General features: G+C 47.9%; 18 protein-coding genes, 1 pseudogene and 1 riboswitch. Of the genes and pseudogenes, 8 read left to right on the forward strand and 11 right to left on the reverse strand.

What is annotated here, in order from left to right:
- The first annotated feature begins 19 nt into the window (after window positions 1-19).
- Together P403_RS16980 and P403_RS16395 are read left to right on the forward strand one after the other, a co-directional pair.
- Window positions 20-3,250, forward strand: coding sequence for an SH3 domain-containing protein (locus P403_RS16980; RefSeq protein WP_338042117.1), 3,231 nt, complete (start codon window positions 20-22; stop codon window positions 3,248-3,250).
- A gap of 175 nt (window positions 3,251-3,425) precedes the next feature.
- Window positions 3,426-3,524, forward strand: a pseudogene (locus tag P403_RS16395) (helix-turn-helix domain-containing protein); the annotation flags it as partial.
- A gap of 65 nt (window positions 3,525-3,589) precedes the next feature.
- On the opposite strand, the gene P403_RS0105470 reads toward P403_RS16395, so the two are convergent.
- The 6 genes from P403_RS0105470 to P403_RS0105495 all read right to left on the reverse strand — a co-directional run bounded on the left by P403_RS0105470 (window position 3,590) and on the right by P403_RS0105495 (window position 9,840).
- Window positions 3,590-4,675 carry a universal stress protein gene (locus tag P403_RS0105470; RefSeq protein WP_029331579.1) on the reverse strand — a complete coding sequence of 362 codons (1,086 nt, stop codon included), beginning with the start codon at window positions 4,673-4,675 and terminating at the stop codon, window positions 3,590-3,592.
- Window positions 4,672-5,193: a potassium-transporting ATPase subunit C gene (locus P403_RS0105475; protein WP_029331580.1), complete on the reverse strand. Its 522-nt coding sequence runs from the start codon at window positions 5,191-5,193 to the stop codon at window positions 4,672-4,674. Before P403_RS0105475 ends, P403_RS0105470 begins: the two co-directional genes overlap by 4 nt.
- Window positions 5,194-5,207: 14 nt before the next feature.
- Entirely contained in the window at window positions 5,208-7,271 is a 2,064-nt protein-coding gene (gene kdpB / locus P403_RS0105480) for a potassium-transporting ATPase subunit KdpB (RefSeq protein ID WP_029331581.1), read from the reverse strand.
- A 17-nt stretch (window positions 7,272-7,288) separates the two neighbouring features.
- Window positions 7,289-8,929 carry a potassium-transporting ATPase subunit KdpA gene (gene kdpA, locus P403_RS0105485; protein ID WP_034800945.1) on the reverse strand — a complete coding sequence of 547 codons (1,641 nt, stop codon included), beginning with the start codon at window positions 8,927-8,929 and terminating at the stop codon, window positions 7,289-7,291.
- A gap of 23 nt (window positions 8,930-8,952) precedes the next feature.
- On the reverse strand, window positions 8,953-9,033 hold the full coding sequence (locus tag P403_RS17010) for a potassium-transporting ATPase subunit F (RefSeq protein WP_084157636.1): 81 nt from the start codon (window positions 9,031-9,033) through the stop codon (window positions 8,953-8,955).
- A 220-nt stretch (window positions 9,034-9,253) separates the two neighbouring features.
- Window positions 9,254-9,405, reverse strand: a riboswitch (cyclic di-AMP (ydaO/yuaA leader).
- 240 nt (window positions 9,406-9,645) lie between these two features.
- Window positions 9,646-9,840, reverse strand: coding sequence for a hypothetical protein (locus P403_RS0105495; protein WP_029331583.1), 195 nt, complete (start codon window positions 9,838-9,840; stop codon window positions 9,646-9,648).
- Between the two features lie 184 nt (window positions 9,841-10,024).
- Here P403_RS0105495 and P403_RS0105500 point away from each other — a divergent pair, with 184 nt between their 5' ends.
- Window positions 10,025-10,504, forward strand: a complete 480-nt coding sequence (locus tag P403_RS0105500; protein ID WP_029331584.1) for a glutathione peroxidase — start codon at window positions 10,025-10,027, stop codon at window positions 10,502-10,504.
- A 193-nt stretch (window positions 10,505-10,697) separates the two neighbouring features.
- Here P403_RS0105500 and P403_RS0105505 read toward each other — a convergent pair whose 3' ends face one another.
- Together P403_RS0105505 and P403_RS0105510 are read right to left on the reverse strand one after the other, a co-directional pair.
- Complete coding sequence (locus tag P403_RS0105505) at window positions 10,698-11,267, reverse strand: hypothetical protein (protein WP_029331585.1); 570 nt, start codon at window positions 11,265-11,267, stop codon at window positions 10,698-10,700.
- A 102-nt stretch (window positions 11,268-11,369) separates the two neighbouring features.
- On the reverse strand, window positions 11,370-12,434 hold the full coding sequence (locus tag P403_RS0105510) for a glycerate kinase (RefSeq protein WP_029331587.1): 1,065 nt from the start codon (window positions 12,432-12,434) through the stop codon (window positions 11,370-11,372).
- 136 nt (window positions 12,435-12,570) lie between these two features.
- Between P403_RS0105510 and P403_RS0105515 the strand changes: the two genes are divergently transcribed.
- The 3 genes from P403_RS0105515 to P403_RS0105525 are packed head-to-tail and all read left to right on the forward strand — an operon-like array spanning window position 12,571 to window position 13,903.
- Window positions 12,571-13,272 carry a zinc ribbon domain-containing protein gene (locus P403_RS0105515; protein ID WP_029331588.1) on the forward strand — a complete coding sequence of 234 codons (702 nt, stop codon included), beginning with the start codon at window positions 12,571-12,573 and terminating at the stop codon, window positions 13,270-13,272.
- Window positions 13,269-13,691, forward strand: coding sequence for a hypothetical protein (locus P403_RS0105520; protein WP_029331589.1), 423 nt, complete (start codon window positions 13,269-13,271; stop codon window positions 13,689-13,691). Before P403_RS0105515 ends, P403_RS0105520 begins: the two co-directional genes overlap by 4 nt.
- A gap of 29 nt (window positions 13,692-13,720) precedes the next feature.
- Window positions 13,721-13,903 (forward strand): hypothetical protein, encoded by a 183-nt coding sequence (locus P403_RS0105525; protein WP_029331590.1) that lies wholly within the window; start codon window positions 13,721-13,723, stop codon window positions 13,901-13,903.
- A 92-nt stretch (window positions 13,904-13,995) separates the two neighbouring features.
- Here P403_RS0105525 and P403_RS0105530 read toward each other — a convergent pair whose 3' ends face one another.
- Window positions 13,996-14,895: a Gfo/Idh/MocA family protein gene (locus P403_RS0105530; protein WP_029331591.1), complete on the reverse strand. Its 900-nt coding sequence runs from the start codon at window positions 14,893-14,895 to the stop codon at window positions 13,996-13,998.
- Between the two features lie 159 nt (window positions 14,896-15,054).
- Here P403_RS0105530 and P403_RS0105535 point away from each other — a divergent pair, with 159 nt between their 5' ends.
- Together P403_RS0105535 and P403_RS0105540 are read left to right on the forward strand one after the other, a co-directional pair.
- Entirely contained in the window at window positions 15,055-16,305 is a 1,251-nt protein-coding gene (locus P403_RS0105535) for an SH3 domain-containing protein (RefSeq protein WP_029331593.1), read from the forward strand.
- A 144-nt stretch (window positions 16,306-16,449) separates the two neighbouring features.
- Complete coding sequence (locus P403_RS0105540; protein ID WP_420805683.1) at window positions 16,450-17,061, forward strand: AmiS/UreI family transporter; 612 nt, start codon at window positions 16,450-16,452, stop codon at window positions 17,059-17,061.
- Between the two features lie 1,215 nt (window positions 17,062-18,276).
- Here the strand turns inward: P403_RS0105540 and P403_RS0105550 are convergent.
- Together P403_RS0105550 and P403_RS0105555 are read right to left on the reverse strand one after the other, a co-directional pair.
- Entirely contained in the window at window positions 18,277-19,167 is an 891-nt protein-coding gene (locus tag P403_RS0105550) for an LCP family glycopolymer transferase (protein ID WP_029331601.1), read from the reverse strand.
- Window positions 19,168-19,195: 28 nt separating this feature from the next.
- Window positions 19,196-19,939: a hypothetical protein gene (locus P403_RS0105555; RefSeq protein WP_029331603.1), complete on the reverse strand. Its 744-nt coding sequence runs from the start codon at window positions 19,937-19,939 to the stop codon at window positions 19,196-19,198.
- Between the last annotated feature and the right edge of the window lie 12 nt (window positions 19,940-19,951).

Consider the following 19,951-nt stretch of genomic DNA (forward strand, 5'->3'; position numbering starts at 1 on the left):
CTTTATCACTTCTAAAGAAATGACCATTTACCAATCTGCTGTGACTACATCAAAAAAAATCGCATCGCTGGACGCGAACGATGTTTACTATACTTCTCAAAAAGTCACTAATCCCTATGGTGAAGTGTGGTATCGTGTCGTCTATGACGGAAAAACTGGTTACATCCAAGCCTTGAATGTAAATCCAATTAGTTACAAAAGCGTGACTGGGACGACGTATAAAACAACCGATGCTTATAGCCTCCGCCATTATGCTGGAACGGGCTATCCACGACATTCTGTTATCCCAGCCGGAACTTCTCTGAAACCAACAGGACGCATTGGCGATTGGTATCGAATTTCTTACGCTGGAAAAACAGGCTATATGTATAAAGAAGCTTTTGCCGGTGCTTCAAAGCAAAATGTTGTTACGATTCCGGAAACGACTTTCAAGACAAGGTTAACAACGTCTCTTTATGACTCAACAGGCCTCTCTAAAAGATCACTTTTAATAATTCCGAGTAACACTATCCTTAAATCATCTGCTGAATCTGGACTATATCACCGCGTGACTTACAAAGAGAAAACCGGATATATTTTAACAACAGCACTAATTAAACAGACGAATACTTTTAAAAAACAATCAATTAGCGGGCAACGCTTTATCACTTCTAAAGAAATGACCATTTACCAATCTGCTGTGACTACATCAAAAAAAATCGCATCGCTGGACGCGAACGATATTTACTATACTTCTCAAAAAGTCACTAATCCCTACGGTGAAGTGTGGTATCGTGTCGTCTATGATGGAAAAACTGGTTACATCCAAGCCTTGAATGTAAATCCAATTAGTTACAAAAGCGTGACTGGGACGACGTATAAAACAACAGTTCCTTCTAGTCTCTATCACTATGCTGGAACGGGCTATCCACGACATTCTGTTATCCCAGCCGGAACTTCTCTGAAACCAACAGGACGCATTGGCGATTGGTATCGAATTTCTTATGCTGGAAAAACAGGATATATGTATATTGCTACAGCAGAAAATATAAAAGGTTCGAGATACAAATTATCCACTTCAGTTGACATAAAAGAAACACCTGAGGAATCTTCAAGAACTCTCGATACTTTAGATAAAGAAAATGTCTTTTACACGTCGCAACGCGTGAAAATTGATTCTTCATCATGGTACAGAGTTACAAAAGATGGTAAAACAGGTTATATTTTATTTAAAGAAGGAACATCAGCATCGTACCTATCTAAAAAAGTATCAATGAGAACTACAAACACAACCTTATTACGATCCTACGCCGGATCATCTTACTCAATTAAGAAAACCATTCCTAGCGGAGTAAATATCCAAGTCACAGGAACAATCAATGAGTGGTATAGAATCACTTATGGCGGTGTTACAGGTTATGCTCATTCATCAACTATATCAAACACAATAAAAAGTCAAGATTTATCCCCAAAAAGGTATATTTTATCCAAATCAGTAAACATTAAAGAACAACCATATTCTACGGCTAAGACATTAAAAGTATTATCGCCTGGCAATGTTTATTACACTAAAACATTGTTTACTGATGGGTATAATGAAAATTGGCATAGAGTCTCTATTGATGGTCAATTAGGATATTTACCTATTAATCAAGGATCACCGATTTCTTATAAATCTTTACCTTCACATCAATATATTACTAAATCTACAACTTTATTACGATCATATGCCGGAATATCTTATTCTGCTATTAAAACAATTCCAAATGACACAGTTCTCTCAGTCAGTGGTCAAATTGGTGATTGGTTGAGAATTAGTTTTGATGGAAAAACTGGATATGCTTCTATCGAAACTCTTGAAGCATACACTAAAACCCAAACAATCAATGGGTCACGCTTCTTACTAAATAATTCACTTGCAGTTAAAGTGTCACCCGATGACACAGCAGCTACAATAACAGCTTTAGGTTCAGGAAACGTATATTATACTTCAAAACTCGTCACGACATTCACGAACAGCCAGTGGCATAAAATCACGGTCGATGGGAAGACGGGGTACGTCAAACTCGGTCAAGCGACGTCACCAATCAGCTATAAGGGAAAAGACAAGCTTTATGTAAGAGCAACTTCCCCTACTGCGCTTCGCTCGTACGTCGGTGATTCTTACAACATCTTAACGACGATCCCAGCAAACGTCGTCCTGACCGTCACTGGTCAAATCGGGAACTGGTATAAAGTCAGCTACGATGGAAAAACAGGCTATGCGTATAATGGCACACTCGTCACGACATCATCGAAATTGAATGTCTACAACTCGGTTTCGACACCGTACTCGTTCGACAGTTTCATCAGTGCACAAATGAAATTGTACCCATCACCGCAAACTGATCTGTACAAAAATAAGATCATGTATGTCAGTGCTGGTTACGTCCGACTCGGCGGTAGACTCGACCCCGTTTACGGAACGCTTGCAAGCGTCACAGCGACGACCCCACTCAACATTCGTTCAGGCGCGACGACAGCGAGTCACATCTATGGTCAGTTCAAGCCAAACAACTTGATTAAAGTCTACCAAAACGTCAGCGGTTTCTATACGACGTATCCGCGTGTCTACAGTCCATCTTCGAACTACTCGACAATCCAGTGGTTAAATGCACTCGAGTCAGACGTCCGTGATATCGCTGATCCCTTGAAGGTCGATCGTAACTCACAATCATTCTATCAATTCCTTGATTTATCGAAGTCGACGGGCGCCTCTGCCGCGACGCTCGATAAAGTCATCGGTTCAAAAGGCATCTTCGCAAAATGTACGACAGGAAGTTGCGGACAAGCTTTCATCGACGCAGGTGCAAAATATGCAGTCAATGAAGCATACCTCATCTCGCATGCGATGCTTGAGACAGGCAACGGCACGTCGACACTCGCGATGGGTGTGACATGGAACGGACGTAAAGTCTACAACATGTACGGAATCGGTGCATATGACTATGATGCGATCAATACTGGCGCAGCTTACGCATACAGCCAAGGCTGGTTCACACCAGAATCGGCCATCATTGGTGGTGCAGAGTTCATTAGCACAAAGTACATCCATAATGCCTACGACCAAAACACGCTTTACAAAATGCGCTGGAGTCCGACACGCCCTGGTTCCCATCAATATGCAACAGACATGGGCTGGGCTGTAAAACAGACGTACCAACTCTATAACCTCTATCAACAGATGGACAGTTATACGGCCGTCTTCGATATTCCCGTCTTTGCCCGATGATCCAGTTTACTAGCGAAAAGCCCCGAATCGAGTCGACCGACTTGATTCGGGGCTTTTTTATCAAAATCATGCGAGAATACGCCCACTTCTAAACGACCCGGGTGAAGCCCTAGTGAAAGTGGGCGATGAATCGCCACCCTCTCTTTCGGGTATATCCTCTAAAAAGGTGAACATCATATTGACACACATAGCCTACAAATTCAGAATATACCCGACAAAAGAGCAGGAAGTCCTGATTGCGAAGACCATTGGTTGTTCGCGCTTCGTCTTCAACCGGATGTTCTTCTTCATTTTTTAATAGAAGACGTACCCTGCATTTACGCGGAAGATATGTCCTGATCACTTAGTTTCATCCGAAACGATTTGAATATCGACGCCGCTCACCTGTCGCATAATTTCGTTGACGATCGATCCCCGGCGGATTTCCTGCCAACGCGTACGCGCCGATTGTCCTAACACGATTTGTGTAATCCGGTAGTGCTTCGACACTGCTGTAATCGCTTGACTAATCGAACGTTCCCCTTTGATACGGATTAAGACTTCAGCATCGAATAAGGACCCACTCTCCCGAAGCATCGCCAAGACATCTTTTTGATGCGAATACAACTGGTTTTCCGGAGCAGGTAAAATCGTTAAGATATAAAGATCCGCCTTCATCCGACTCGCCATCCGAAAGCCACGATAAATGAGCTTCTGTGCATTTTCATTTAATTGAATACAGACGAGAATCCGCTCTTGGAGCAATGTCGGGTCTTTTTCAATCAATAGTCGTGCTTGATAAACTTGATCGTCGACTTCGTCCGCGACTTGCCGGAGCGACAGTTCACGGAGACTCGACAGATTCTGTAAGGAGAAAAACGAATTTAAGCTCTGTTCAATCTTCTCTTTTTTGTAGATTTTTCCGTGTTCCAACCGTTCACGTAGCGTTTGCGGCGTGACGTCGACGAGCAAGATTTCATCTGCTTGACCAAGAAATGGGTCTGGAATCCGCTCCCTGACTTCGACTCCTGTCATTTCCTTCACCTTAAACAGCAGACTCTCAAAGTGTTGAATATTGACGGCCGAGTAGACATGGATGCCGGCGTCAAGCAGCGCCGAAACATCTTGATACCGTTTTTTACGGACGGATCCCGGCGCATTCGTATGCGCCAGTTCATCAATTAGGACGATATCCGGTTGCCGGGCAATGATTGCATCCACATCCACTTCGAGAAATACTCTTTCCTTATAATGAACATCGAGTAACGGAACCTGCTCCAACCGACCAATCATCTCTGCCGTGTCACGTCGACCGTGCGTCTCAATCAAACCGATGACGACATCCTTGCCTTCCCGAACTAAGGCATGGGCATCGGCAAGCATCTTATACGTCTTTCCGACACCGGGTGCTGAGCCGATATAAAGCTTCAGCTTACCGCGTGTCATGACTCGCTCCGATCAAGCGCCAAATTCAGCAACAGCACATTTACATACGCATCATTTCCTGCTTCCCGGTCAATCAACTGTCGGACTTCATCAGACGGGAGATCGCGTTCGGTTGCAATACGCTTCACTTGTGCCCGTGCATAATCGAGCGAGATGTGCGGATCGAAGCCAGAACCGGATGTCACGCGGGCATCGTCCGGAAGCGAAGCGCCGTCCACTTGACGCTGTTTCTCGAACTCCGCCATCTGCGTGCCAAGCTCCGGGTTCGATGCTGCCAGGTTATCCCCAGCAGATGCGCCCGCTAATTGGTCGACTGCCGATGGACGTCCATGGAAATATTGCTTCGACGTGAACGGTTGGGCAATCAATTCCGATCCAATGAATTTTCCGTTTTCCTGTATCAACGAACCTTCTGCTTTATCCGGTACGAGCAACTGACCAAACAGGGTCAGTAACGCGGGAAAGACGATCCCGCATAACGCTGTGATGAAGACCGTCACACGTATGGCTTGTTTCATTGTCCTTTTTCTCCTTATAGGATGCTTGCAAGCAAGACATCGATGATTTTAATACCGATGAACGGCACGATGACCCCACCAAGACCGTACATCAATATGTTTCGTCCGAGCAGCTGGTCCGCCGTCATCGGCTTGTAGGAAACGCCTTTCATCGCAAGCGGAATCAGCAGCGGGATGATGATGGCGTTAAAGATTAGCGCCGACAGGATCGCGGTCGTCGGTGAATCGAGTCGCATGACATTGAGCAGTTCCATCTCCGGAATCGCGACCATGAACATCGCCGGAATGATCGCAAAATATTTGGCGACATCATTAGCAATCGAAAACGTCGTCAAGGCGCCACGTGTCATCAATAGCTGTTTCCCGATTTCGACGACCTCGATGATTTTGGTCGGATTCGAATCGAGATCAATCATGTTCGCTGCTTCTTTCGCCGCTTGGGTCCCACTGTTCATCGCAAGACCGACGTCTGCTTGGGCCAGAGCCGGTGCGTCATTCGTACCGTCACCGGTCATCGCGACGAGGTGCCCTGCCGCCTGCTCCTGTTTGATGACACGGATTTTATCTTCCGGTGTACATTCGGCGACGAAGTCATCGACTCCGGCTTCCCGGGCAATCGTCGCTGCCGTCAACGGATTGTCGCCGGTACACATGACCGTCTTGATTCCCATCTCACGCAGACGGTCGAACCGTTCCCGCATCCCCGGTTTGACCGTATCTTTCAAATAGATGACACCTAAAATCGTTGAATCGATCGCGACGACGAGCGGTGTACCGCCGAGACGGGCAATCTGGTCGACCGTCGTTTGAAGGTCATCCGGAATCACACCACCTTGTTTCGTAACCCATTGTTGAATCGCTTGCCCCGCGCCTTTACGGACGTGACGACCATCTGTTAAATCAAGTCCCGACATCCGGGTTTCAGCCCGGAACGGAATGATGTCCGCTCCTTGTAACTTATCCTGATCAACCGGCATGTTCCGCAGTCCTGCCAGTTCAAGGACCGAACGTCCTTCCGGTGTCTCATCCGCGAGCGAGGAGAGGATCGCACCTTCAAAAGCCGCTTCCGTCGTCGCGTCGCCGACCGGCGTGATATCGGATGCCATCCGGTTTCCGAACGTGATCGTCCCGGTCTTATCAAGGATGATCGTTTGAATGTCCCCTGCTGCTTCAACGGCTTTCCCACTCATCGCGATGACGTTGAATCGGGTCACCCGGTCCATCCCGGCAATCCCGATCGCGGATAACAATCCGCCAATCGTCGTCGGAATCAAACAGACGAGCAAGGCAATCAAAATCGGACCGGACAATTCAAATCCGAGATAGTTCGTAAAGACGGGTAAGGTCATGACGACCAGTAAAAAAATCAGCGTCAAGCTCGTCAGCAATGTCGACAACGCCAACTCGTTCGGTGTTTTTTGACGACTCGCGCCTTCAACCAAGGCAATCATCTGATCGAGGAACGACTCGCCGGGATTGCTTGTGATCCGGACTTCGATTTCGTCACTGACGACGAGCGTTCCACCGATGACGGACGAGAAATCGCCACCCGCTTCTTTAATGACCGGTGCGGACTCGCCGGTAATGGCTGATTCATCAATCGATGCCAGCCCTTTGATGATTTCCCCGTCCCCCGGCACATATTCACCGGTCCGGACGAAGACGATGTCCCCTTTGCGCAATGTCGCGGACGAGACGTTCTCAATCATCTGACCAACCCGTTTGCGCGCCATGACATCGGCTTTTGATGCCTTCAACGAATCCGCCTGCGCTTTTCCGCGCCCTTCCGCAATCGACTCTGCGAAATTCGCGAACAGCACCGTCAAGAAAAGGATGATGCTGACGGCTAGATTAAAGCCACGCATCTCATCGATGAAAATCGTATACCCGATCGCCAGCAGGCAACCGATCCAGACGACGAACATGATCGGTTGCTTCACCATATGCACCGGATTTAACTTTTTAAAAGCATCGCGTGTCGCCTGTTTTACAATCGATGGATTGACGGCAGATTTAGATTCTCTTTCCGGAATGTTTGACTCCTGCTCAGTTGGTTGATAGTTTGCTTGTTCCATCATGTCTCATTCGCTCCTGTTCACATCGTCAGCCAATCCGCGACCGGTCCAAGTACGAGCACTGGCAAGAATGTCAGCGCACCGATGAGTACGACCGTCCCGAGGAAAACTGTGCCGAAAAGTGGGGTATCTGTTTTAAACGAAAATTCATCTTGCGGAACGGCCGGTTTCGCCTTGAGTGATCCGGCAATCGCCAGCATCAAAATCAGCGGAATGTAGCGGCCGAAGAATAAGGCGAACGACGTCGCGACATTCCAGTAGACGTTCGCATCGCCGAGCCCTTCAAAACCGGAGCCGTTGTTGGCCGTCGCGGATGTAAATTCGTACAAGACTTGCGACAAGCCGTGATACCCCGGATTCGAAATCCCGGCGACTCCCGGTGCGACGTACATCGAGACCGCTGTCCCGACAAGAATGAGGAATGGTGGGACGAGCAAGGTGATCGCCATCAGTTTGACTTCAAATGTTTCCAGTTTCTTGCCGAGGAAAGTCGGTGTCCGACCAATCAACAGCCCCGTTAAGAAGACGGCAATGAACGCATACAACAGGACATTCAAGAAACCGGCACCCGTTCCGCCGTAAACGACGTTCAGCATCATGTTCCCGAGCTGGATCAGTCCGGCGAGCGGATGGAGCGAATCCTGCATCGCATTGACGGCACCGGTTTCAGCGGCCGTCGTAATCGAACTGTACAAGGCCGTTCCAATCTGTCCGAACCGGAGCTCCTGACCGTGTGCGGTCGGGTTTGCGAAGAGACTGCCGGCCATGCCGACCGTCATCATGACGAACAAGATCGTCATCACGCCGAGGAACAGGCGGCCCTGCTTAGCCGAACCGATGATTTTTCCGTAAGCGATCGGCAGCGACATCGGAATCAGCAACATCAAGAACATCTGGATGAAGTTGACGTATTGGTTCGGGTTCTCAAACGGATGCGATCCGTTGACACCGAAGAAACCGCCACCGTTATTCCCGAGCTGTTTGATGACTTCAAACGCAGCGACCGGTCCCCGGTAAATCAGTTGCTTTGCTCCTTCGAGCGTCGTGACGTTGACAGCGCCGCCGAACGTCTGTGGAACACCGAGTACGATCATCGCCATTCCGAACAATAGAGAAATCGGCAACAGGATCCGGACGATGAAACGGACGAAGTCGGCATAGAAATTACCGAGCGGTTGATTCGCAAGCCCACGGATGACCGCGATACAGACGGTAAACCCCATCGTTGGGGCGACAAACAACATCGTTCCGAGGACGAACGTTTGTGACAGATACGAAAGTGCCTCTCCTGAGTAGTGTTGCTGATCGGTGTTCGTCATGAAACTGATCGTCGTATGCAGGGCCGTCGACCAGTCGAGATTAACCGCACCGTTCGGATTTAAGGGTAGACTGCCTTGGAAACGAAGTAACAAATAACCGCCGATGAAGAAGAAGACATTTACGAGCAACAAACTTTTCGAATAGCCGACCCACGATTGATCGTGTTTCTTTTCATCGACACCGAGTAACAACAAGAGTCGTCGTTCGACTTTACCGATTTTATCAATCTGACGATCAGCGATCGGTGCGAAGTGCGTACCGATATAGCGACCGAGCAAGACCGCCGCACAGAGTGCGATGACGAGTAGGATCCAAAATTGGATCATGAATTGAGTCCACATGTTTTTCTTTTCTCCCTATGCGATTAGAATTTTTCTGGATAGAGCAGACAATAGCCGAGATATAAAAAGACAAGACAACCGGTCACAAGTAAAAACCATGTCATCTCCGGTCACCTGCTTGCCACTGGACCTGTTCAATCAATCGAATCATCAAAAACGAACTTCCAAAAAACAGTCCGAGTAATCCAATAACACAAAGTTCTCCCATGTTGAAATAACCTCCATATTATTCAATATTTTTACAATTAAACACGACAAAAAGACGATGTGAGGCAGTAACGGCCCCAGCATCGCCTTTAAAAATTGGCATCACTGAATAAGAGTCGTTCCCTCCTAAAACGCCTGCGAGGTTAGCTGTCGGATTCGGGCATACCTAGGATTTCGCCCTACTTCTCTAATCGAGAAGATTCACCCCGTGTCACGTGTCGTGACGGTTGGGTCCCCCGCTTCAATCATGAACTCGGCGTACTTTGAGATCGAAGCATTAACATGTTAGTGTTCGTTGATGAGATGGATATTACTCCGATTATTTGAGGTTGTAAAGCGAATTTCCTAAAAAAATATAGTCAGACTTTTTGATGACTTCTTTTACAAAAATAGTGTTTTCGACATATGGTTATAGAAGAAAAAAAACCGTAGAAATCGGTTCCTTCATCTGAATGAGAACATCCCTTCAGTGAGAAAACAATCTACGGTTTTTTTGAAAAAAGCACTTCTTATGATTGCTCATTCAATTTAGCTTGGACCGTCAAAGGAGCTAGCATTGTCACCCACAGGGCAACCACTCCAGAAACAAGAATCACAATATCGCGTTCGAATCCGAGGGTCAACAACGTAATACAACTTGCGACCAGTACGAGACAGAGCGTCGCGATCATGACATGACGCGATTGTTTCAACATTTTTCTCATGTGGCATCTCTCCTTTCCTTCCAGACTCGCTTACTATTTTAACAAAGATCGGGTCGCTTGTGGGGCGGTGACACGGGATTGACGATGCTTTGTGACGGAACTGTCATCTGAAAGTTTACGTTTTCGGCGCTTCAGACATTCATTTGGTACACTGTTAGGTAAGACAGGTTAAGGGGGAATTTTTTTGTTACACGAACACTCATTCACACGCGTCGACGGTACGACAGCGACGTTAGACGACTACAAAGGACAAGCTTGGCTGATCGTCAACACCGCCAGTAAATGCGGCTTGACGCCACAATTCGAGGGACTCGAACACCTGCATCAAACGTATCGCGATCAGGGTCTCGTCGTTCTCGGTTTCCCGTGTAATCAATTTGCTGAACAGGATCCGGGCACGGATGAAGAAATCCAAGAATTTTGCCAAATCAACTACGGTGTCACGTTTCCCGTCTTCTCAAAAGTCGAAGTCAATGGTGAACAGGCCCATCCCTTATTCGCTGAATTAAAAGCAGCCGCACCAAACGCAGACGGTGCGGACGACGTCGAATGGAACTTCACGAAGTTCCTCGTCACGCGAGATGGTGAAGTGACACGTTTTTCACCGAAGACGAACCCAACGGATTTGACCGCTGCAATCGAACGCTTACTCGTACGTGTTTGATAAAAAAACGAGGCTCAGGCCTAACGGAACAGCCAGCAAAAAGCTTCAGTCAGTTTACACATACGAAGAAAAATAGCGACTTCGTCGAACTTACGCAAAGAAGGGATTGCACATCTTATCGAGATGGCAATCCCTTCTGTTTAATCATTGCTTTCAAAAGTAACTCATTATGCCCCAGCCTGATTTTTTCTTTTTAAGGAGTCCCCGGTTCGAGGTGTCCTTTAATCATCTCTTCCGCGAGACGTGTCACGTCCTCGATATCACGCATTTCTGTAAACGAATGTCCCCAGACGTCAAGCTGCTCGATTTCTTCAATCGGTTGTGTGCTGAAGCGTTCGCCCGTCGGTTCAAATGAACTGGCGATCGTCGACTCAAACGCGGCATACTTTAATAACCACGGTTTGTCCGTCAACAACTTCACGACTTGCTTCGGTTGTTTGAACGCGACGTCGCCGACCAGTACGACGGGGTCAAATCGCTCATGAAGTGGGTGTGTATATTGGACAGACACGACGAGCGCATGCTGGACATGCTTGTCATTTTGTCGGATATACGACCGCGTCAAAAAATGCGGGACAAGTGACTCGGCACTATCTTTTGTCTGATGGATGCTTAAGCCATGCTCGGTCTGTACAAGATCAGGAAGAATCGGTTCGTACCCTCGATTCGCCAACTGCTGGTCCAGCTCTTTAAATAATAATAGTGTATGTTCGACGAGTGCCCGCACTTGACGAAATGACAGTTGAATCGATTGATTGATCATGAATGTGACCTGCCTTCCAAATGATATGGTAATATATAGTCTTTTACCCAGCTTAGACTGGCTTCATTCCTATTCTTTGAAAATCGTGCTAAGATTTCGAATTCACGTAGTTAATCGACGGGTGATTTGTTCAGCACGACGGGCGAGACGCAAACGGGATAATTCGCTGTCTAACGTGACGCATTCATCAGCATCATGAATCGATTCACAAATTAAAGCTAGCGCGTATCGACGTTCGACATGACCAGCAAGTATCACGCATGGTACTAAAGCTTCATTCGCCCGCTCGGCGACGATTGCGGGTAACTTCCCTAGTGCCGTTTGTGCATCCACTTTCCCTTCCCCTGTCCAAACGTAATCTGCCGCTTCAAGGCGTTGATCAAACTTAATCTGATTCAACAAAAAGAGTGCTCCGGAAAAGATATCCGCCCCTAATGCCGCAGCAGCTCCACCTAACCCGCCTGCAGCACCAGCACCTGCGACTTCGTTGACACCGAGTATGTTACCGATTCGTTCGAGATGAACATCGAGCACATCAATCTCTCGCGCCGTCAACCCCTTTTGTGGTCCGAATACTTTCGCTGCCCCATGCTTTCCGGCATAAGCAGCTGTTACATCTGCCAATACGTGAAGTTTGACGGCAAGCTTTGGCAAGATGATGTGTTCCGTCTCGAGTAAAGGGTTGTCCGTCCAAGTAATCGGTTGACTTCGTCCGTCAAGCAACACTGCACCGAGTTCATACAAAAATCCAAGCCCTCCATCCGTCGTCCCTGTCCCACCGAGTGCCAAAAAAATTTCTGTTGCCCCTGCATCCATCGCGCGGAGCACGAGTCGTCCGACGCCTCTCGTATGAAGAGTGATCGGTGAATCGGTTGCTCTGACCTGCCCAAGACCACAAACTCTCGCCACCTCGATGATGGCTTGTTCATTTTTTCTGGCATATTGTGCCCGAATCGGACGACCTGCTAAATCGATTGTTTCTGCTTCTGCTTGAACAAAGTCGTTCGCAAACAGCATCTCAAGTGTTCCTTCTCCTCCATCTGCTCCCGGGCTCCAGTCAATCGTCGCCTCTCGATCCCCTTGTAAAATCCCGTTTTGGACGGCCAATGCTACTTCCTCCGATGTCAAACTGCCTTTGAAACTATCGCTGATGATAAAATGATGCATCCGTTATCCCTCCTGACGTTTTTGATTCAATCGGACATCGTTTTTTGATTCCGCTTCCAGTTAATGTTATTATGGACTTAATTTTCATAATATTTTTTTGTTTGAAGAAATTATTTTCTTACAGGAGGTCTGTCGCATGGAACGCTGTTCGCTTTGTGGAACACTTTTAAAATCACAGGATACAGCTTGCTCCCATTGCCAGCATCCTGTGACTGAAAAAAAACGATTACATATGTCATCCACTTCATCGTCACACGTATCAAAGAAACGACATCCTCTGCTTTGGACGATTGCTGTCATGACGGTTTTAGTTCTCTCTTTTGGTGCCTGGTCTTGGTTCGGTCCGACGACGGCAACGAAGATCGACAATCCGTCGAACGTCCAACCAATCGCCTTATCTGAATGGACAGATGAGGACAGTGCTTATAATCAAACGTATTCAAAAGAGAATCCACCGACTTCATATGAAGTCCTAAAATTCGTTCGCCAATATACACAAACAATTCCGGAGCACGTGACGTACTCCTCTACAACCGATTCGCTTGAAACGTTTGCTGCGATTCAGTTCACGACGCTTGAGGCATTCCAGTCAGAGTTCGATGCCCTTCAAGCAATTGTCGCCGTAAGCGATCACCCGATCACGCCGCTCCCGCATACGATTGATTTCGATCAGTTCTACTCAAAAGGAACGACGTTCGAAGTCGAGACGACAGAAACGTATAAAATCGCTACCGTTCCGGAAAATCAGTTCGTGACGTATGACGTTCACTATACGGTTCGCCTGCATACCGACCACCTTCAAATCACAAACATTACGCGAAAGGAGGTCAACGCATGAAACGATTACTCTTATTGATGCCCTTCTTTTTGATTGGCTGTACATCAGATCCAACACAGATTCAAGATGAGCTGGAACACTATCAATATACAAAAGCTGTCGATTTATCGACCGATCAAGACGAGATGAACGAGCCCGCCCGTTTGATGGTGCAGCTCGAACAGGCCTTAGCGAGCTATCGTTTGCAGGATGTCGTGACGATTTCAAAAAAATTGAACAGCTTAATCTTCCGGATGATCACACTGTTCGTGAACGGGCCGTCTCAATCCGTCTTGGTGTCGATGCGTTGTTACAGGACCTGTCGCGCCTCGAAGCGACCTACCGAGTCGATCGCAGTCTGTTGGATACAGGAGTGTCCGAAGAAAAATTTGACGGACAAGGCGACATCGAAATTCGATTCGATGACGAACACTCCCTGATTGCGACCTTCTTCTATGATGACTTCGGCATGAAAGAAGCACCACGGCAAGGAACAGACGAAATCCGTTTCGAACCAGATTTGACGGCCCGCGTCCCTTTATCAGAAGGTGTCATCTCTTACCGCTTCATCCGCACGACCTTAAAAATCACATATGAAGGCCCCGGCGGAAAACGGATTTATTACTTGAAGCAACTAAAAGATGATGCGTAAACAGACAGATGACAAAATGGGACTATTCCGATAGCTGGAATAGTCCCATTCGTCTGCCCACATCACGCGAACAAGAAATGTCGTGTGATTTTTTATAACTTGGCGACGATTTCCGCACATAATTCATGGGTCGCCAAGCTGTCTTCCGCTGTAACGGACGATGACGGTTCACCATTAACGCTCGCAATAAATGCATCGACCATCTCGACGAATCCGCGCCGCTTGAGTGTCGCTTCCCAGTTGTCAAGCGGACGACGGAGCGTGCCTGCTTTCGTTAATTGATCGACCGACGTCACGTCCGTCGCAATCCGTTTTTCATGTGGTCCCATGACTTCGACACGTTCTTCTGTCACACCATTATTCCGGTTCATGATTCCGATTGCCGTGATCCCGTTCGCTTCGAACTGGATCGTCACGTGATGCAGTAAGTCGTCGACCTTTTTCCCGCGGACACTCAAGTTTTCGATTTCACCGCACCCTGTTAAAAAACGTAACGTATCGACGACATGGACAAAGTCGTCAAAAATGAATGGTTTCGCATCTTCGATGAACGAAATCCGATTTTTTTGCATGACGATTAGATTCGGTTGTTCGACTTCTAATAACGTCCGGTGTGCCGACGCAAAACGTCGATTGAATCCTGTGATGAAGTGCAAGTCTTTCTCCCCTGCTAATCGTGTCAGCTCACGAATTTCCTCGATTTCCATCGAAACGGGCTTATCGATGTAGACATGTACACCTGCTTCGAGCAGTTGTTTCGCTTGCATCGCATGCACTTTCGTCGCCGAATGAATCATCGCCACGCCAATGCCTGCTTCCGTTAACTGATCGATCGATGTCAGCGTCCCAGCAAAACGATACGCATCACACAGTTGCTTCGCCTTGTCTTGATTTTCCGAAACAAGATAAATGTTTAAGTCGGACCGCTCCGCGTAGACCGGTAAGTACGCTTTTTGTGCAATATCCCCAAGACCAATGACTGCAATTTTCATGAATAAATCCCCCTCAGTTCTTTCTGTTCTACTCATTCCCTATGATACGTAGTTTCATACCTGACGTGTAGGAAATTCTAGTTTTTTGAAAAAAAAGAGAATTTCCTTTTTTTGTTTTATGCTAGAGACATATTTGAACAAGGAGGGAATGAGATTTTTATGAAAGTATCGCTCAGAATTGGACTGACACTGTTACTGCTTGTCGCCCTATGTCTTCCGGCATTACCCGCACAAGCTGCCAGTTACCAGGTCGTCGTCACTTCGACGATCGGGGCGAACGTCCGAACGAAGCCGAGCACGAGTTCATCAGCGACCATCACACGTCGCGCTCCGTACAAAGCGAAGTTCACAGCAGTCTCGTACTCAAACGGTTGGTACAAAATCAAAGATGGGAGTGCGTACCGTTACCTGTCGAATCAAGTCGCGAAAAAAGTCACGGCAAGTTCGACGAAAACGTATAAAATCATCGTCTACTCGAAGTATGGTGCGAACGTCCGTACATCACCAAGTACCGCATCCTCTAAAAATATTAAACGGCTCGCTACATACAACTCGAAGTTTAATGCCGTTTCCTATTCGAATGGTTGGTACAAAGTAAAAGAGAAAGTGAACTATTATTACGTCTCGAGTCAGGTCGCGAAAAAAGTCACGACAAGTGCGCCTGCGACTTCAAGTAATTATCCTGTCGCCTCGATGCGTTATTTCAAACTCGGCTCCTCGAGCTATGAACTGTCAAAAGCCAGTACGACGCGCCGTTATCCGGCAAGCACGACAAAACTGTTGACGGCCCTCGTCGCGTATGACGCCGCTGCCAAAAAAGGAACACTCGATCAAACGTTCACTTTGACCTACTCTATGCTCGCCGTTCCTGCTGGAAGCAGCACGGCTGGATTCCGTTCGGGTGACAAAGTCACACTCCGTCAACTGTTGAACGGGATGTTGATTCGCTCCGGCAACGACGCAGCAAAAGCCATCGCGATCCGGACAGCAGGCTCTGAATCGAAGTTCGTCTCGTTGATGAACAGTCGCGCAAAAACAATCGGTATGGCGTCAAGTCACTTCATGAATCCGCACGGTTTCTATCACGCGAGTCACTATACGACAGCAGCAGACATGCAAAAACTCGCTAACACGTATGCTAAGTACCATTACTTGATGGACGTCAGTGGTCGAAAATCATACAAAACGACCGTCAAAGGACCATACGCCCGGACGTTGACGTGGTACCATACGAACACGTCGCTTCCGAACGAATCGCGCGTCTATGCGAGTAAGACGGGGTATACACCAGAATCTGCCTATACACGTGTCTTCTTCATTAAAAAAGGTTCGACGCGCTATGGCCTCGTTACGTTGAAAGGAACACTTCCACAAACTGAAACGACATTACGCGCTGTCTTAAACCGTTAATCGCCCGTCCCCTTAGGAGACTTTCTTCGGAAACACTTCTAGGGGATTTTTTTGTTCTGATTTCCTTTAAAATTTCACTTGCATTGGAAGCGAATTCATCATATGGTTAAAGCACAATCAGACGTCTGACGTCTCAATGGAGGTATGACCGTGGGAAATGTAAGTTTATTATTTGGGGGCGTTGCGCTCTTTTTAAATAGTTTGTCCTTGTTTGGAAAAGTTGATTTAAAGAGTGCCGGTGTCTTCAGTTTGTTGACAGGATTACTACAAACGTTCGTTGCGACGTTGCTCGTCATCGGTGCAGCAGGTGATCCGATCTTGACGTTCGGCTATGCGAGCATTTATTTGTTTGCCTTTACGTATCTGTATGTCGGCATCACGTTCATCTTCGGACTCGACGGGAGCGGCGTCGGCTGGTTTTCCCTGTTCGTCGCCATCGCCGCATTTTTCTATGCCGGCGTCAGCTTTAGCTCAGGCGACTGGATGAGCGGAACGACGTGGTTGTTCTGGACACTCTTATGGTCGATGTTCTTCATCGGAATGGGACTGAACCGCAATGTCGATGCATTGACGGCGCGCGTCGCACTCGTCCTCAGCTGGTTGACGTTGATCGTACCTGCACTCGTCGGACTCCGTTTCGGTACGGCAGGAAGCAGCTACCAACTGTTATGGAGCGCAGCTGCCATCGTGACCGTTCTCTACTTCGTTTACTCGGCCTTGAAATTGTGGCCGCTTCGCCGACCCGTCCAATCATGATGTCCGATACATGCTACTACAAAACGCGCTGTTCCCTTGACGCTTACAGGGAATAGCGCGTTTTTTGATTCGCAAGGTATCCGCGTTTTTTGTCGCGCATCCCCTTCCCGAATCGTCTCTGAGCGGCAAGCTTTCTATTCAGATAGCTAAAAAGATTCGCTTCATCGTGACTCCTACGGGAAAAAGCGCAAGGTGACTTGCGCTGTCAGAGGCAGGCGAGACCCTGCCCCTTGACCTGTAAGGGAAAGAGGCAACGGCTTGCGCCTCGCCCGAGGAAAGTACGGGAAGCAAGAATCTTTCGCACCACTTCCATTGATCAGATACGTTTTTTTTGTTCGTAAGGTATCCGCGTTTTTTGTCGCGTATTCTCTTCCCAAATCGCGATGCGTCACAGGTTTCCTAAGGTCTCCTTTTATTCGGATAGCTAAAAAGATTCGCTTCATCGTGACTCCTACGGGAAAAAGCGCAAGGTGACTTGCGCTGTCAGAGGCAGGCGAGACCCTGCCCCTTGACCTGTAAGGGCAAGAGGCAACGGCTTGCGCCTCACCCGAGGAAAGCACGGGAAGCAAGAATCTTTCGCACCACTTCCATTGATCAGATACGTTTTTTTGTTCGTAAGGTATCCGCGTTTTTTGTCGCGTATTCTCTTCCCAAATCGCGATGCGTCACAGGTTTCCTAAGGTCTCCTTTTATTCGGATAGCTAAAAAGATTCGCTTCATCGTGACTCCTACGGGAAAAAGCGCAAGGTGACTTGCGCTGTCAGAGGCAGGCAAGACCCTGCCCCTTGACCTGTAAGGGAAAGAGGCAACGGCTTGCGCCTCGCCCGAGGAAAGTACGGGAAGCAAGAATCTTTCGCACCACTTACATCGATCAACTACGTTTTTGATGTATAAGACATTCCATTTCGCATCACTCAATCCTTGGGTTTCCTTCTATCAGAAAAGCTAAAAAGATTCGCTTCATCGTGACTCCTACGGGAAAAAGCACAAGATGACTTGTGCTGTCAGAGGCAGGCGAGACCCTGCCCCTTGACCTGTAAGGGAAAGGAGCAACGGCTTGCGCCTCACCCGAGGAAAGCACGGGAAGCAAGGATCTTTTGTACCACTTACATCGATCTACTACGATTTCTCCCGCCACTTAACTCCACTTTCCGATTCGGAAGACGTCTTGATCCCAAGCAAAAACCCAGACACCGTTCACTTTAAACCCCCGCTCTATCTCAACGATTGTTGCAAACTCGTTTGCACCTCTTTCAGTGACTCCGCCGTCGGATGCCAGTAATAAATCTGATCCGACTCGATTCCACCACTTCCCTCGAGCGATAACGTCTCGACGTTCTTCAAAGCATCACGGTAGTCTAACGCAATTTTCCGAACGACCGGAAACGGAACGTTCGTCTTGACGTTTTCACCGAGTACGCTGAGTACGTCGTTAAAGCGACTGAGCGAAAAATCTGCCGTCAATTTGTCTGCGACAGCCTGAACGACTTGACGTTGACGGATTTGACGACCGAAGTCTCCGCGAGGATCGTCATAGCGCATCCGTGCATAGGCCAGCGCTTCTTTTCCGTTCAAGTCGAGCTGCCCTACCGGAAACTGCATCTCGTAATACGAAAAATCGATGTCATTCGTAACACGGACACCGTCAACTGCGTCAACAAGATCCGTAAAACCCTCGAGATTGATTTCAGCAAAGTAATCGATTCGGATATCGAGTAGGTTCTCGACCGTATCGATTGCCATTTCAGGTCCTCCAAAAGCATAGGCATGATTGATTTTATCGCGTGAGCCATTTCCGATGATTTCTGTTTTCAAATCACGAGGTATGCTGAGCATCTTACTTTCCCCGCTCGCAGGATCAATCGTTGCGACGATGATCGTATCGCTCCGTCCCGCCTCATCTCCATGCTGGTCGACCCCGAGCAAAAGAAAGGAAATCGTTCGTTCTTGTTCGACCGCTTCAATCGCTGCGACACTTGCCTCGACCGGCAACTGGACGTCTTCGAGCGTCTGACTCGCTTGATGGTAGACATACCCACCTGATCCGAAGAGAACGAGCAGTCCGATGCCAATGACCGTCAAGACAATCCACTTCCACTTTTTCATATCTCCATCCCCTTCGAATCAAGTCGATTTACGAATCTTGTTGGTTCATAAGCACCATGATTGCATTGCTCCAACTCCCGAACAGGGATGTGATAACACCGATACTCGGTACGTCCTGTCCTTCGCTAAAACGTTGGTAGCTCGCAATCGTCAAATGCTCCGTCTCGTGTCTGGCTCGCGCTAACACGAGCAATACTTCCTCTTCCGTCCACCGTTTTCGTGGAAGTTCGATGCCGATGATTTCTAGCGCATTCGTCCATGACCCGTACCGTCGTGCAATTGTCGCTACCGTCGGCCGATTTTTTCCGACCGCCCATTTCGTATAGGCTTGACTCGTTAATGTAGGTAATGCTTCCTGCGCTTCCAGCAAGGATTCGATGATCCGACGCTCCATCTCCTGGACCCGTTCCTTCAAAATGTCTGCTTCTGATAATGCCTGCTGCCACGAGTTGAATTGATGGACGATGTCGGTCAAGCTCGGCGCCTGATGCCGTTGCGCCCACTCACGATATGTCGCACTCGTGAATGGTTCGAGTTCCGCTTTCGCCGCTCGTAATGCCTCGATGATGTCGGATTTTGTATAAACCACTCGGATTTGCCCGATTTCAGCGCGTTCCAATGCGATTTGCCAAGACCCAAATAACATCAGGATTTCCGCGACGGTCGGATACTGGGTATTCAGTTGCCAACGAAAATAGGTATTGGCCGTCAGTTCATTCTTCCCGTTTGCAGCGAGACGGAGTGCTTCGATCGCTTCCTCCATATCGCTCATCACGATGTCTCC

This window comes from Exiguobacterium oxidotolerans JCM 12280 (assembly GCF_000702625.1).
Taxonomy (GTDB): Bacteria; Bacillota; Bacilli; order Exiguobacteriales; family Exiguobacteriaceae; genus Exiguobacterium_A; species Exiguobacterium_A oxidotolerans.